Raw genomic sequence first — 15,779 nt, 5'->3', positions numbered from 1 at the left:
TAGAATGAGCTATTCTCTACTTTTTTATCGGAGTTGCCAATGTTTGATTCGTTAATCGTGCAATTTGTTGTATTGTGGGCAGTAATCGACCCAATTGGATCCGTACCGGTTTATTTGACCAAAACCGTAGGGCTATCGCTAGAAGATAGACGTAAAATTGCCTTAAAAGCGGTCGTGATCGCAACGGGGATCTTAATGTTCTTTTTGATTCTAGGTCAGGGGCTATTAGAAGCGATGCAAATTCCGCTCACAGCATTCCAAATTGCCGGGGGCTTAGTGTTACTGTTATTCGCCTTAACCATGATTTTTGGTGAAGGTAAGCCAGAACATGAAATGCGTATGACATCCAGTTTAAGTGAGCTGGCGGTTTATCCTCTTGCGGTGCCGTCCATTGCTTCACCGGGTGCGATGATGGCAATCGTATTATTGACCGATAATCATCGGTTCAGTTTTTTCGATCAAGTTATCACCACTGTGATTATGCTTTCCATTTTATTTATCACTTACCTGCTTTTCTTGATGGCAAACCGTATTCAACGTTTAATTGGTAACACTGGCGCTGCCGTAATAAGCCGGGTCATGGGATTAATCCTTGCTGCCGTGGCGATCAATAATATGTTAGTGGGAATTCGTGACTTTTTTACGCAAGTGGTGTAATCACAACAACGACGAACATACGGTGAATTCATACCGATTTCCCCCTGCATTCCAACAACAAAAAGGCGATTATCCATCGCCTTTTTGTTTATGTACTCGCGTTACTGCAATGAAGGTCGACGGAAATTCAGCCATATCATGACCGCCACCACTGCGATACCAATCAAATCTGTCATTAGCTCTGGAATAATTAACATAAAAGAACCAATAGCTAATATTACGCGTTGCCAAATTGGCATTGCCTGTTTGAAATATCCTTCTGTGGCAGCTGATAAACCTAATACACCAATTGTCGAAGAAATCAACACACTGATAATGTCAACGATATGAGGGAGTGGGAAGGTTTTTGCCGTCACCGCGACATTGCTCACATCAATCATCAGCATATTCGGGTTATACACAAACATAAACGGCACAATAAAACCCGCCAATGCCAAACGTAGCGATTGCCAGCCTGTTTTCATCGGATCGCCCTGTGCAATCCCCGCCCCCGCAAACGCAGCTAAGGCGACCGGAGGCGTAATATTGGCGAAAATACCAAAATAAAACACAAACATATGTGCCACTAACACAGGGACATTAAACGTGGCAAGTGCGGGTGCAGCCATGGTTGCCGTGATGATATACGCAGGAATAGACGGCAAGCCCATGCCTAAAATCATAGACGCAATCATGGTTAAAAATAAGGTGAATAATAACGAGCCTGCCCCCAAAGTCACAATAGACGAGGTAATTACTGTGCCAAAACTGGTTAAATTCACCACGCCAATCACAATCCCGACGACCGCACAAGCCGCCATGACCGACAGTGATTGTTTCGCCCCATCTTCCAACGCAGCAATAATTTCCTTTATTCCCATACGTGTTTCTTTGCGCAACTGGCTAATTAATACCGTAATCCCAATGGTATAAACCGCCGCATAACCAATCGGCACTGATTCAATCAAAAACCACACCAATGCAACAATCGGCAATAACATATGCCCACGCGCTTTCATAATCGCTTTAAACTGCGGTAATTGATCTTTTGACAATCCTTTCAAGTTTTGTTTACCCGCACGGAAATGCACTTGCGCAATCACTCCAAGATAATACAACACGGCAGGAAAAAGTGCGGCAAGTGCAATCGTGCCGTAACTCACGCCTGTTGTTTCCGCCATAATAAACGCACTCGCGCCCATAATCGGTGGCAGAATTTGTCCACCTACCGAAGCACTTGCTTCTACTGCCCCGGCAAAATTGCGGTGATAGCCGATTTTTTTCATTAAAGGGATCGTAAACGCGCCCGTGCTGACCACATTTGCCACTGCCGCCCCATTAATACTGCCCATAAAGCCACTTGAAATCACCGCCACTTTCGCCGGTCCCCCTTGTTTATCGCCGGCAATGGCTAGCGCGATGTCATTAAATAACTGCCCCATCCCCGATTTAGCAAGAAAGGCACCAAACAAAATAAACAAGAAAATGAACGTCACCGAGGCGCCGATTGCTGAGGAATATAACCCTTCGGTTTTGAGATAAAGTTGACCAAAAATATCCCCCACATCATAAGGGCGGGTCAGTAAACGGTCAGGAATAAAATCCATTGAACTCACAAAAGGATACGCAAGGAAAAGCAAAGCAAAAAGTACGAGAATCAGTCCGGTTATACGACGAGTGACTTCTAACACCGCCAATACCGTCAGAATAGCCACCACAATATCTGCCGTATTTGGAATCCCACCGCGAATCGTCATAATGTCGTTATACTGATGGACTAAATACCCCATGCCAAGGCTAGCAATCCCGACCCATAGCCAGTCATACCAAGCGACACCACCCTGCCGATGTTTTTGTGTCGCAGGATAAATTAAAAAAATCAAAATTGCCCCAACGCCAACATGAATCGCACGTTGTAATAAAGTCGGTAGAGGATAAAACGTAATGTAGAGATGAAATAAGGAATAGCACACGGCAATGACCGTAATGAGCCCTTTTTGCAAAGGATTGGTCTGTCGGGTCACCGATTCGCGATCATATTTTTCTAAGATCGCTTGTTCTCGGCTACCGAGATTAGTAGTATCTGTTTGGATTTTATCCGTCATTACATGCACTCCCTAACAAAAAAAGAATCAAAGGCGATTGTGTTGGTTTAATATTGACAGTGGAATAATCGGGTAAGGTTTGATAAATCGGGAAATGCCAATTCGCGCTATTAATGGTGCCTTCCATACGACGAGAAACCACCCAATCTAATTCCGCGAATGTAACCTGTTGTTCATAACCAATATAACCCGGCGGAACATTAACGAGAGAGGTTCCCTGAGAAGGCGTGCCAGCACCAAAGGTTTGTAACCACGTCTGGTACAAAAATAGCCTTTTGCCGTCATGCCGATAATGCTCCTGCCACAATTGGTGCTCTACAGAATGTCGCCATTGCAAACTAAATTCCGGTGCACGCAAATAGCAACGGGTCTGCGCTGTCGTCACCACCAAATAATTAACTGGCAATAACCCAGCAAGCAGTGTGAAAGCTGCTAATCCCCACATCAGCTTGCTGCGTTTGCTCAACATAGGTTGATCTTATTTTTTACTCACTTCGTCATAATATTTTTGCGCACCAGAATGCAATGGTGCCACCAAGCCTTGCTGCGCCCCCTCTAAACTCACGGCCTTCGCAGCCTGATGTGCCGTTTGTAATTGCGCTAAACTGTCAAAGAAGGTTTTCGTCAATAAATACACATCCGCCTCACTCATATCTTTACGCACTACTAAGGCATTTTTAATTGCCGCGGTTGGAATCGGCTCTTCGTTACCATAAGTATTCGCAGGAATTTCCATCGCGTTAAAATACGGCTTAGACTCGGCGAGTTTTTGTACACCTTCTACTGGAATCGCCACCAATTGCAAATCAAAACTTTGTTGTAATTCAAGTAATGAGGAGTTTGGCAACCCACTGGTTAAGAATGCTGCGTCAATCGATCCCGCTTTTAACGCATCCGCGGCTTCGGCATACCCTAAATAATCCACATTAATATCAGAATAAGTAATGCCAAAGCCCGCTAATAAATTGCGTGCATTCACTTCCACCCCTGAGTTTTGTGCGCCTGTGGCGACACGTTTTCCTTTTAAATCGGTAATGGTTTTAATGCCAGAACGTTTAGACGTGACAATTTGTACGTAATTAGGATATAACGCCGCCATTTGAGTGACATTTTCTAATTTCGCTGGAAAGCTCCCTGTCCCATTAAGTGCATCGTTTAAGGCATCACTCATCACAAATGCCATTTCCACTTTTTTCTGTGCCATTAAATTCAAGTTTTCCACTGAGGCACCTGTGGTTTGCGTTTTTGAATTGGTTTTTAAAGATTTGCTGTAAATATCTGATAACGTGGTCGCAATAATATTGTATGGTCCTGACGCACCACCTGTTGCAATTGTCACAAACTTACTTTGTACACTCACAGGGGTCTCTGCCGCGGTGGTTGGATTATTACTTGAAGCAGTCGAAACCGTTGCGGTCTTCTTGTCATCACAAGCAGAAAGTGAAAGCGCAAATAATGTTGTTGCTGCAATGCTGAGCGTAAATTTCATTTTTTTCATACGTGGCTCCTGTGTTGTTGGGAGAGGCAAGCGAAATGATGTCGTTGCAATTCATGATTTTCCATGTGCAAACGTTTGCTTTTTATCATGCTCCTGCTTTCTTGTAAAGAAATTGTTAAAGAACACATACCTCTTGCACTTAACAAAAAAATCCAAAAAAACACCGCACTTTTTGGCTTGTCCTAACGTCCTTTGTTCAGTTGACCAATCAAGGCACGGCTTTCTAAAATCAGGTCATTGGCATGTTCTTTCTGTTGCAAGATACCCATAAATAACAAGTCTGTTATCGCATGCTGTGCTGTTCGTGAAGCAATGGATGAACTACGAAACGTGGACTCATCGGCAACCGAATAGAGTAAATAATCTGCTAATTCATGCAATGGATTGGTCGTTAACGCCGTCAACGCGATTATTTTAATCTGGCGAGCTTTGGCATTCTCTGCCGCCAATAAAATTTCGCGGTGGCGTCCAGAAAACGAAATCAAAAAAAGAATATCTTGTGGCGTTAAACTCTGGCTCATTGCTAAAGAAGCATGAGTATCCGTTTCGGTCACAACGGGCAAACCAATTTTCGTTAATTTATAAAAGAAATCTTTAGCCACTAACGCAGAATTCCCAATGCCCATCAACTGAATACGTTTCGCCTGCATGAGCTGCTCAACTACACGCGCAACATAAGGAATCGCGTTCAAACTTAAACTTTCTTTCAATGCCTGTTGTTTTTCTACAAACAGTTTTTCTGCAATTTCACTTAAATCGTCTTTATCGGTAATACTGTCGTGTAAATGGACACGCGGTTCTGACAGTGTCTCTTGACGAATCAATGCCTCACTAATCGCCAGTTTGAAATCACTAAATTTATCCGCACCTAACTTCTGGCTAAACTTAATGATCGCAGATTGGCTCACGGCAATTTGATTTGCTAACGCTTTTGATGAAGAAGATTTTACTTCGTGTGGATGTTTTAAAATAAAGTCTGCAATTCGCTGTTCATTCGGGGAAAGCGAAGGATAAGTATGTTTCAGCTTAATTAAAAATCCCATAGGGCAGCTCCCGTATAAGAATAAAAAGTGAGCAAGCTCACAGAATGAATAAATAATCTCCATTATTGAGGCATTTTGGAATAAAATAATCCAAAGTAAAGTCATTGGAGGAATTTTTTATGCCAAATGCCATACATGCGCTCGTCACCGAAAGTCGGAATCCATTTAGTACACATATCGACCAGCTTTCAACTTTAGACATGTTAGCAGTTATTAATCAGGAAGACCAAAAAGTTCCTTTTGCTATCGAAAAAGTTTTACCAGAAATCGCCCAAGCGGTCGATGCCATTGCTGAAACCTTCATGAAAAATGGGCGGTTAATCTATTTAGGCGCGGGCACATCAGGACGCTTAGGCATTTTAGATGCGAGTGAATGCCCACCAACGTTTGGTACCCCCCATGAACAAGTTGTGGGACTCATCGCAGGTGGACAACAAGCCATTTTAAAAGCAGTTGAAAATGCCGAAGATGACCGTAGCGCCGGTGAGCAAGATCTACGTAACTTAGCGCTGAATGAAAAAGATGTGGTTGTTGGTATTGCCGCCAGTGGTCGCACCCCCTATGTCCTTGCTGGCATCGAATATGCAAATCACGTTGGCTGTGTCACTGTAGGCATTAGCTGTAATCCGGATTCCGCTTTAGCCGCGCTTGCTAACATTGCGATCACACCTATTGTTGGTCCTGAAGTGATTACGGGTTCTTCACGAATGAAAGCAGGTACCGCACAAAAATTGATTCTCAATATGCTCACGACAGGGGCGATGATAAAAACAGGCAAAGTTTTTGGTAATTTAATGGTCGATGTAGTGGCAACCAACGAGAAATTAGTCGAGCGCCAAAAAAACATTGTCATGGAAGTGACGCAATGTGATCGCCAACAAGCGGAACAAGCCTTATTACAATCAAACGGACAATGTAAAGTGGCGATTGTCATGCTATTGCTGAATATGTCGGCAGAAGAAGCAAAAAACTGCTTGGCGCAAGCCAATGGTTTTATTCACCAAGCATTAACTTTGGTTAAATAAAGGAGAACGTTATGGCAACAATTGATAATGCGATGATCCACTCGCTCATCCAGCACCTAGGTGGAAAAAGCAACATCCAAAGTGTCACTAATTGTATGACACGTTTGCGTGTCACCTTGCACGATTCGTCCGTTGTTGATAAAGACGAGTTAAAAAAAATCCAAGGTGTGCTAGGTGTTGTCGAAGCGGATGAGCAACTCCAACTGATTCTTGGTCCGGGTAAAGCAACAAAAGCCGCGGAAATGATGAAAGCCAGCTTAGGGGATAACATGAGTTCGCCTTCTCTCCAAGAGATTGCACGCACCCAAAAACAACAAATTAAGTCTGCTCAAACGAGTAGTATCCATCAATTCTTTGCGAAGTTTGCCACTATTTTTACCCCGCTCATCCCGGGTTTTATTGGCGCAGGCTTACTCCTAGGCTTAGCCACCGTATTGCAACAAGCCTTTGTGGCTGGGGTAGAAAATCCAAATGCGTTTTTAGTGGATTTGATTGCGTACATGAAAGTGTTCAGTAAAGGCTTATTTAGCTTTTTAAGTATTCTGATTGGTTATAATGCAGCGAAAGCCTTTGGGGGTTCGGGTGTCAACGGCGCAATCCTTGCCTCTTTATTTATCTTGGGCTATAACCCAGAAGCGACCAAAGGGATTTATTCTGGATTAAGCAATTTCTTTGGCTTAACTATTGACCCACGCGGTAACATCATCGGGGTTTTAATCGCAGCAATTGTTGGGGCAAAAGTCGAACGTTGGGTCAGAAAATTCATTCCTGATAGCTTAGATATGGCATTAACTTCCACGGTTACGCTATTAATTATGGGTTGTTTTACCTTCTTATTTATCATGCCAATTGGGGTGTATCTCTTTAATGGAATGTCTTGGTTATTCTCTAACTTAAATGGCAATCCATTGGGTACCGCCGTTCTAGCAGGCTTATTCCTTATTTCCGTTATGCTCGGTATTCACCAAGGTTTTGTCCCGGTCTATTTTGCCTTAGTGGAAACACAAGGCTTTAACGCGCTCTTCCCAGTGCTTGCTATGGCAGGCGCAGGACAAGTGGGTGCCGCGTTAGCGCTTTACTTCAAAGCAAACAAAGGCGCCGTCTTGCGTGATCAAATCAAAGGGGCAATTATTCCGGGCTTTTTAGGTATCGGCGAACCGCTGATTTACGGGGTAACCTTACCGCGAGTAAAACCGTTTATTACAGCCTGTATCGGTGGTGCCGCGGGCGGCTTTACTATTGGGTTAATCGCCTACTTAGGTTTCCCAATGGGGTTAAATACAGTCTTTGGTCCATCTGGATTACTTGCGATCCCATTAATGACCTCGCCGAATGGTGTATTGCCGGCTATCGCTACTTATTTATTAGGTACCGTTGTCGCTTACGCAACAGGCTTTATCACAACCTATTTCTTTGCGACGAAAGATGTCGATTTAAGCTAAACATTTTTGCTAAGCCGTACTTTTTCTCATAGGAACATTATGGATATCTAAATTTGGGTGGCGCAGTCCACCCTTTTTTTATCGCTTTACTTTCCTTTCAGAATAAGAAAGAAAAAAGTGCGGTGGAAATCTTGGAAAAAACCACCGCACTTTTGGTTCAAGAGGGAAACAAATAACGATAATTAAAGAATATTATCAAACTGCTCCATCACCCATTTTGGCCACACACTGGATTGGACTTCACCAATGTGTTTTTTCTGTAATAGCAACATCACTAAGCGTGAGCGCCCAATCCCACCACCGATAGATAACGGTAAACGACCATTGACTAAATCTTGGTGCCAATCAAATTTTAAACGGTCTTCATTGTTGGTTAAAGCAAGCTGTTTACGTAATGCGGTTTCATCCACACGGATCCCCATGGAAGATAATTCAAAAGCACGTTCTAAAATTGGGTTCCAAACCAAAATATCCCCGTTTAATCCTTTGTATTCACCTTCTGATGGCGTTGTCCAGTCATCATAATCAGGTGCACGTACATCATGTGGTTTTCCATCAGATAATTTGCCACCAATCCCGATTAAGAACACCGCGCCATATTCTTTACAAATCGCATTTTCACGCTCTTTATCATTCATGTTCGGAAAACGTTGTACTAATTCTTCACTGTGTACAAACTGAATATCCTTTGGCAAAAAGGTGGCTAAACCGAATTTTTTACTTACCGCTTCTTCCGTTTCTAAAATCGCGGCATAAATAGCACGAACAGTTTCTTTCAAATAGGCAAGGTTACGTTGCTCTGCTGAAATCACTTTTTCCCAGTCCCATTGATCTACATACACAGAATGGGTTTGATCTAAAGAATCTTCATCTGGACGAAGTGCCGTCATATGCACAAATAACCCTTCACCTTGTGCAAAATTAAAGCGCGCAAGTGTATGACGTTTCCATTTGGCTAAAGAGTGAACAACCTCAAAGGTGGCATCTGTGATCTGTTTCACATTTACTTGCACCGCTTTCTCTGCACCTGAAAGATTATCTTGAATACCATTACCAACTTGGCTTAGGATAGGACCTTGAACTTCAACAATACCCAAATGTTCTGCTAATTTTTCTGTGAACGTGTTCTTCGCAAAACTAATTTCTTGTTGTTGTAAAATAAATGATTTCTTCATTTTCGATACCTTAAAATATATACTACATCAAATTCACTGAATATTATTTAATACAAAAGCCCTATAACTCAATACTTTTTTTGAAATAAGCGATATACTTTGAATTTTATACAATATAACGTATTTATTTTTGAAAAAATTCTAAAAAAGGTCAGCTATGCACAATATTGATAATCTTGATCAGCAAATATTGCGTGTTTTAACTAAAGATGCACGTACACCTTACGCTGAAATGGCAAAAAATTTCGGTGTGAGCCCAGGAACTATCCATGTACGTGTGGAAAAAATGCGCCAAGCAGGCATCATAGAAGGCACAAAAGTGCGTATAAATGAACGTAAACTGGGTTACGATGTATGCTGTTTTATCGGGATCATTTTAAAAAGTGCAAAAGATTACGATAAAGTGATCAAAAAACTGGAGGGCTTTGATGAAGTTGTTGAGGCTTACTATACCACGGGAAATTACTCGATTTTTATTAAAGTGATGACCCACACAATCGCAGAGTTACATTCTGTATTAGCCTCAAAAATTCAGTTAATTGATGAAATTCAATCGACTGAGACTTTAATCTCAATGCAAAATCCAATTTTGCGTGATATTAAACCCTAGCATAATAAAATAAGGAGATATTATGTCAGAAGTATTCCATCTAGGTTTAACCAAAGCGATGTTAGAAGGCGCCACTTTAGCGATTACCCCAGGCGCCCCAGAACGTGTCGAAAAAATTGCCAAGCTTTTAGACCGTCCAAAATTTTTAGCATCGACCCGTGAATTCACCTCTTGGCTCGGTTATATCGGAGATAAAGCTGTTGTCGTCTGTTCCACAGGGATCGGTGGACCTTCAGTTTCTATCGCCGTTGAAGAACTGGCACAATTAGGTGTTCGCACCTTCTTACGCATTGGCACAACCGGCGCAATTCAACCACACATCAATGTTGGCGATATTCTTGTCACCACAGGCGCAGTACGCTTAGACGGCGCAAGTTTACACTTTGCCCCGATGGAGTACCCTGCGGTTGCTAATTTTGAATGTACTAATGCGCTTTACAAAGCTGCTACAGAATTAGCCAACCAAAAAGTATATGTGGGTATTACTGCTGCATCAGATACATTCTACCCAGGTCAAGAACGTTATGATACGTACAGTGGTAAAGTCTATCGCCACTTCCAAGGTTCATTAAAACAATGGCAAGATCTTAATGTCATGAACTTTGAAATGGAATCTGCCACTTTATTTACGATGTGTTCTGCGTTAGGTTTACGCGCTGGTATGGTCGCGGGTGCCATTGTTAACCGTACACAGCAAGAGATCCCAAATGAAGCCGCAGTGAAAGATATTGAAAAAAATGCCGTTGAAATTGTCGTCAAAGCCGCGGCGTATCTACTTTAATTTTTCATTCCCTTTACATAAAACGCTTAGCCATCGTCTAAGCGTTTTTTATTTCAAGAAATTGTCGATTTTCAGTGATTTTATCGCCACTCTTTGCTTTTTTTAGACTTTTTCTGCTTATTTCGTAGTCTTCTCTAGATAAATTCTGTACAATAAAGAATTACTCGAATTTATTCCTTTTTTGAGATCTTTTTTATGACATCTTCTTTACCCAATATTGGTTTTATTAGTCTCGGTTGCCCTAAAAATTTAGTAGATTCTGAACGTATTCTGACGGAGTTACGTTCAGATGGTTACAATATTATTCCAAGTTATGAAAATGCGGATCTTGTCATTGTCAACACTTGTGGTTTTATTGACAGCGCAGTACAAGAATCCCTCGAGGCAATTGGCGAAGCGCTGGAAGAAAATGGCAAAGTGATTGTGACGGGTTGCTTAGGTGCCAAAGAAGATCGTATTCGCGAAGTCCACCCGAAAGTGTTAGAAGTAACAGGTCCACATAGTTACGAAGCTGTCATGCAGCAAGTACATAAATATGTGCCTAAGCCTGCCTATAATCCGTATATCAATCTTGTACCTAAACAAGGTGTAAAACTGACACCAAAACATTATGCTTATTTAAAAATCTCAGAAGGCTGTGATCATCGTTGTACCTTCTGCATTATTCCTTCCATGCGTGGTGACTTAGACAGTCGTTCCATTACACAAGTATTAGATGAAGCAAAACGCCTTGTTGAAGCGGGAGTAAAAGAAATCTTGGTCGTTTCACAAGATACTTCTGCCTATGCGTTAGATCGTAGCAAAGAAGAACAAAATAAAACGGTATTCTGGAATGGCATGCCAATTAAAAATAACTTAATTAGCCTCTGTGAGCAACTGGGTAAACTCGGTGTGTGGGTACGCTTACATTATGTTTACCCTTACCCACATGTTGATCAATTAATTCCATTAATGGCGGAAAGTAAAATCCTGCCTTATTTAGATATTCCCTTACAACATGCTAGCCCTAAAATCTTAAAAGCCATGAAAAGACCCGGTTCAATTGAGCGCACCCTAGAACGGATCAAAAAATGGCGTGAAATCTGTCCTGATCTCACATTACGCTCAACCTTTATTGTCGGATTTCCGGGTGAAAGCGAAGAAGATTTTCAGCTTCTTTTAGATTTCTTAAAAGAAACCCAACTTGATCGTGTTGGCTGTTTCAAATTCAGCCCAGTAGAAGGAGCTATTGCAACAGAAATGCCAGATCAAGTCCCAGAAGAGGTGAAAGAAGCACGTTTTCACCGCTTTATGGAGTTACAACAAGAAATCTCTGCAAGGCGCCTACAACAAAAAGTAGGCAAGGTCTTCACTGTGCTCGTGGACGAAGTAGATGAAGAAGGCATCATTGCACGTTCCATGGCAGATGCACCAGAAATAGATGGTGTAGTTTACATTGATAATCCAAATCGAGTGGCTGTTAAAGCAGGACAATTTATTGAAGTCGAGATCACGCGGGCTGATGCCTATGATCTTTACGCGTCGCTAATAAACTAGTTATTTCTTTTAAGAACTTTACATTATAAGCATAGTGTTCACTTCGCCATCGTCGTAGAATTAGCAACCAATTTTTTTACGTCCTTGTTTCATAGCAGTATCCAAAAAATGAGGATAGCAAGCACCAGAACTGTCGCTCTTCTGACGTTCTACTTTTGAAATAAATAAGGAAAAAATAAATGAACAAAATCTATCGTACATTATGGAATGCAGCGACTCAAAGTTGGGTTGTGGTTTCAGAATTGGCAAAAGCAGGTGGCAAAAGCGCGTCAGGTAAATCAGCGTTAGTGAACAGCGTAAGTGGCTTTAGTTTTACATTAATCGCGGCGTCGGTTGTATTAGCAGCGGGCACGGCGAGTGCGGCTGATATTACTGGGAATAAGTATCCTCTAACAGAAACTAAAGATGGTAATTACTGTTTTTATAATACTACAAGTCAAAGTGTCATTTGTGGTGATGCTGACACTAAAACTGAAGATAAATACGACACTAAACCAGCTAAATCCGTTGTTTTAGGGATGGGTGCTACTAATAAAGGTGAAAGTAACATCGCGATTGGTTCTCGCTCTAAAACGGAAAATGCAATAGGTGCAATTGCAATGGGTGCCAATGCAGTATCTAAGGCAGATCAAGCAATTGCAATTGGTTTAAATGCTGAAGGTAACAGTCAATGGGATATTTCTATTGGTCGATATGCTGGCCAAAGTGCATCTAATAAAACTAAAGAAGGCAGAAATATTGCAATTGGCGATGGAGCATTAAAAAATGGTTTAGATGTTAATAATAATACTGTTTTAGGCACTAGTGCGGCTGGCAATTTATCTGGCAGTCATAACATTGTAATGGGAGCCTATGCAAACCACGCTACAGCAATTGAGCAGGCGATTACTAACGGCTCAACAATTGCTCAAATGCAAACAAAAAATAGAGTTATTGGTACTGTAGATACAAAATACGTAGCAGCAGACAATACTATTGCAATTGGTCAACGTGCATTAGCTACACAAACTGCAGCAATGGCAATTGGTCAGCAAGCTAAAGCTTTTGGTGTAACAACAGTTGCTGTGGGTAACGGAAGTAGAGCCTTAAATAATCACTCTGTGGCTATGGGACGTGACGCAAATGCTGGAGATGCTGGAGCTATCGCGATTGGTTTACGTGCTAACTACGATGTAGATAAACAAGGTGCTGAAGTTTATAAAAAGACTGGAGCTAGCTCTGTAGCCATTGGTACATATACTCATTCTGAAGGCACTCATTCAGTTGCAATGGGTACAAATGCAACAGTCAAAGGGCTTCTTTCAAGTGATTTTACAGCTGATGGTACAATTACAGACAAAAAGGGAAATATAATTAATAAAGCAACACTGGGCACAGCATTAACAGGTAACGGCTCTGTATCGATTGGCTCTCAAAGTTTAGTAAGAGGAACAAATGCAGTCGCAATTGGTCAAGCTGCTGAAACACTCGGTCAAAATGCTTTTGCTGGTGGTAATGACTCACACGCAAATGGTAAATCTGCCGTAGCTATCGGTGATGGTTCAACTGCCTTGAAAGACTCTTCAACTGCTATAGGTTCTTACACGAAAGCACTTGAAGGTGGAGCTGGTGCTTTTGGATTCAGTGCTAATGCTCTAACTTATCGTAGCTTAGCATTGGGTGCGGAAGCTATAGCATCGATCGGAAGTAGTGCTATTGCTATTGGTAATAAAGCGAAATCAGAGAACCAAGATGCAATTGCAATGGGTCGGGAAGCCAATGCAAAAGTCAAAGATTCTATTGCCATTGGTCAAGGCGTTGTCACAGAATTATTAGCGACAGATTCAGCTACAGATCAGGATGGCATGATTGCGATTGGTTCTAAAGGTAGTGCAAGCACCTTTACTAAAGCTTCTGGTAAAGCCGCAATTGCTATCGGTAGAAATTCCACTGCAATTGGACGTGGCACTGTGACGATTGGTGATAATAGTCACTCAACAAATGGGCAAGCAATTTCTATTGGTGCAGGAGTCAAATCCAGTGGCGCAGGAAGTGTTGCGATTGGTTCTACTGCTGAATCAACTGGAAATCATGCTGCTTCATTAGCTGTGGGAAGTAAAAGTACAGCTCATCGTAGTTTAGCATTAGGCTACCAAGCACTTGCAGCTCACACTGATTCTGTTGCATTAGGTGCTGGAGCAGAAACTGCAGATAAAATAGGAACAAAAGACGCTACAGTCAACAGCTTTACTTATTCTGGGTTTGCAGGTACTGCACCTATCGCGACAGTCAGTGTTGGTAAAAAAGACGCAGAACGTACAATCACCAACGTCGCAGCTGGTCGTATTAATGCGACAAGTACTGATGCTATCAACGGCAGTCAATTATATTTAGCCTTAAATACGCTAGGTAATGTGGGTAATACTTTAGTAACTAATGTATTGGGTGGTAATGCTACAATTGCAAAAGATGGCAATACTGCGGGTAACCTAACAATGACAAATATCGGTAGAACTGGGCAAGATACTATTCATGCAGCGATTGAAGCCGTAAATAATACAGCTAAAGCAGCTAAGACCGGAGTAGAAGCAGGTAAAAATATTGTTGTTAATGAAAAGGATGGTCCTGATGGCAATAAGATTTACACAGTAGAAACAGCTAAAGAAGTTGAGTTTGACAAAACAACGGTGGGTGATGTTGTTATTGATAAAACAACGAATGATATTACAGGTCTAGCTAATAAAGAACTTGGCGGTAATACATTCGCAAAAAGTGGTCGTGCAGCAACAGAAGAACAGCTTAATAAAGCAGTAGATAATACTGTCAATATACTTGGTGGAAATGCTAAAAATGAGAATGGTGTGCTATCTATGACAAATATTGGCGATACTGGTGCTGATAATATTCATGATGCAATCAAAGCAGTCAATGCTGCAGCAAAAGCTTCTAAAACAACAGTTGTAGAAGGCGATAACATCAAAGTGACGACAGAAACTGCGGCTGATGGAAGTAGGACATACACAGTTGCAACTCAAAAAGATGTGAAATTTGATAGTGCTGTTGCTGGCGGTACAAAAATTGATAACAATGGCTTAACCTTTGTTGACGATAGTGGTAATAAAATTGCAAATAGTCCAAGTATCAGTAAAACAGGTATTGATGCAGGTAATCAAAACGTAGTAAATGTTGCAAATGGAGATGTATCACAAGATAGCAAAGATGCTGTTAATGGTAGCCAATTATTTGCTCAGGGTGAGGGCGTGAAGAATATCATCGGTGGTGATACTACCTATAACCCAGCAACAGGTACCTATACAAATAATAACATCGGCGGTACTGGCAAGAACAATATCAATGATGCAATTAAAGCAAGCAGAACAGATGTGATTGCTGGTAACAACATGGAAGTCAAGGAAACTGTAGGTAACGATGGACAAAAAGTCTTTACTGTTGCAACCAAAGATAAAGTCAACTTTAAAGAAGTGAAAGTTGGTGATAATGTAACTTTAGGTGAATCTGGCTTACAGGCAGGAAATATTAAAGTTGATGCTACAACCAATAAAATTAGCGGTATTGCGAAAGGAGAAGTGTCTGAAACCAGTACCGATGCGGTAAATGGTAGCCAGTTACATGAGTTGAGCAAACAAATCATGAACCAAAGTGGTCAAGGCTATAACATTCTAAACAACCGTATCAATAAAGTGGATAAAGATCTCCGTGCGGGTATTGCAGGCGCGAATGCAGCGGCTGGTTTACCACAAGCGTATATCCCAGGTAAGAGCATGGTTGCGGTTGCAGCGGGCACTTACAAAGGACAAAACGCAATTGCATTGGGTATGTCCCGTATTTCTGATAACGGTAAAGTCATCATCAAATTAACGGGTAACACAAACTCGCGTGGTGACTTTGGTGCAAGTATCGGTGCAGGTTATCAATGGTAATCCTTAGC

At 41.7% G+C, this 15,779-nt stretch carries 12 protein-coding genes; 7 read left to right on the top strand and 5 right to left on the bottom strand.

Translation table 11 applies throughout. From position 1 onward, the window contains the following. Positions 1-39: 39 nt before the first annotated feature. Entirely contained in the window at positions 40-657 is a 618-nt protein-coding gene (locus tag CKV69_RS08790; protein WP_005718347.1) for a MarC family protein, read from the top strand. A 101-nt stretch (positions 658-758) separates the two neighbouring features. On the opposite strand, the gene CKV69_RS08785 is transcribed toward CKV69_RS08790, so the two are convergent. The 4 genes from CKV69_RS08785 to CKV69_RS08770 form a co-directional block, all read right to left on the bottom strand. Then, positions 759-2,741 (bottom strand): TRAP transporter permease, encoded by a 1,983-nt coding sequence (locus CKV69_RS08785; RefSeq protein WP_015702588.1) that lies wholly within the window; start codon positions 2,739-2,741, stop codon positions 759-761. After that, positions 2,731-3,210 carry a DUF1850 domain-containing protein gene (locus CKV69_RS08780; protein WP_005735696.1) on the bottom strand — a complete coding sequence of 160 codons (480 nt, stop codon included), beginning with the start codon at positions 3,208-3,210 and terminating at the stop codon, positions 2,731-2,733. The genes CKV69_RS08785 and CKV69_RS08780 overlap by 11 nt, the downstream gene beginning before the upstream one ends. Before the next feature lie 9 nt (positions 3,211-3,219). After that, positions 3,220-4,239 carry a TAXI family TRAP transporter solute-binding subunit gene (locus CKV69_RS08775; RefSeq protein ID WP_015702587.1) on the bottom strand — a complete coding sequence of 340 codons (1,020 nt, stop codon included), beginning with the start codon at positions 4,237-4,239 and terminating at the stop codon, positions 3,220-3,222. A 182-nt stretch (positions 4,240-4,421) separates the two neighbouring features. Then, positions 4,422-5,282, bottom strand: a complete 861-nt coding sequence (locus tag CKV69_RS08770) for a MurR/RpiR family transcriptional regulator (protein ID WP_015702586.1) — start codon at positions 5,280-5,282, stop codon at positions 4,422-4,424. Between the two features lie 119 nt (positions 5,283-5,401). On the opposite strand from CKV69_RS08770, the gene murQ reads away from it, so the two are divergent. Together murQ and murP are read left to right on the top strand one after the other, a co-directional pair. Further along, complete coding sequence (gene murQ, locus CKV69_RS08765) at positions 5,402-6,307, top strand: N-acetylmuramic acid 6-phosphate etherase (RefSeq protein WP_005752129.1); 906 nt, start codon at positions 5,402-5,404, stop codon at positions 6,305-6,307. Positions 6,308-6,318: 11 nt separating this feature from the next. Next, positions 6,319-7,749, top strand: a complete 1,431-nt coding sequence (gene murP, locus CKV69_RS08760; protein ID WP_005724420.1) for a PTS N-acetylmuramic acid transporter subunit IIBC — start codon at positions 6,319-6,321, stop codon at positions 7,747-7,749. Between the two features lie 182 nt (positions 7,750-7,931). On the opposite strand, the gene asnA is transcribed toward murP, so the two are convergent. Then, positions 7,932-8,924, bottom strand: a complete 993-nt coding sequence (asnA, locus tag CKV69_RS08755) for an aspartate--ammonia ligase (RefSeq protein ID WP_005724417.1) — start codon at positions 8,922-8,924, stop codon at positions 7,932-7,934. A 157-nt stretch (positions 8,925-9,081) separates the two neighbouring features. On the opposite strand from asnA, the gene asnC reads away from it, so the two are divergent. The 4 genes from asnC (at position 9,082) to CKV69_RS08735 (ending at position 15,771) form a co-directional block, all read left to right on the top strand. Continuing rightward, the gene (gene asnC, locus CKV69_RS08750) at positions 9,082-9,534 is read left to right on the top strand and encodes a transcriptional regulator AsnC (RefSeq protein ID WP_005718316.1); all 453 of its coding nucleotides are present in this window, start codon (positions 9,082-9,084) and stop codon (positions 9,532-9,534) included. Positions 9,535-9,556: 22 nt separating this feature from the next. Then, positions 9,557-10,315 carry a uridine phosphorylase gene (gene udp, locus CKV69_RS08745; protein ID WP_005718315.1) on the top strand — a complete coding sequence of 253 codons (759 nt, stop codon included), beginning with the start codon at positions 9,557-9,559 and terminating at the stop codon, positions 10,313-10,315. A gap of 195 nt (positions 10,316-10,510) precedes the next feature. Continuing rightward, a complete protein-coding gene (rimO, locus tag CKV69_RS08740; RefSeq protein ID WP_015702583.1) occupies positions 10,511-11,851 on the top strand; it encodes a 30S ribosomal protein S12 methylthiotransferase RimO in 1,341 nt (446 codons plus the stop codon). A 179-nt stretch (positions 11,852-12,030) separates the two neighbouring features. Continuing rightward, positions 12,031-15,771: a YadA-like family protein gene (locus CKV69_RS08735; RefSeq protein WP_015702581.1), complete on the top strand. Its 3,741-nt coding sequence runs from the start codon at positions 12,031-12,033 to the stop codon at positions 15,769-15,771. Positions 15,772-15,779: the final 8 nt, after the last annotated feature.

The organism is Pasteurella multocida, from assembly GCF_900187275.1.
GTDB lineage: Bacteria > Pseudomonadota > Gammaproteobacteria > Enterobacterales > Pasteurellaceae > Pasteurella > Pasteurella multocida.
This window is presented reverse-complemented; position numbering and strand designations above follow the sequence as displayed.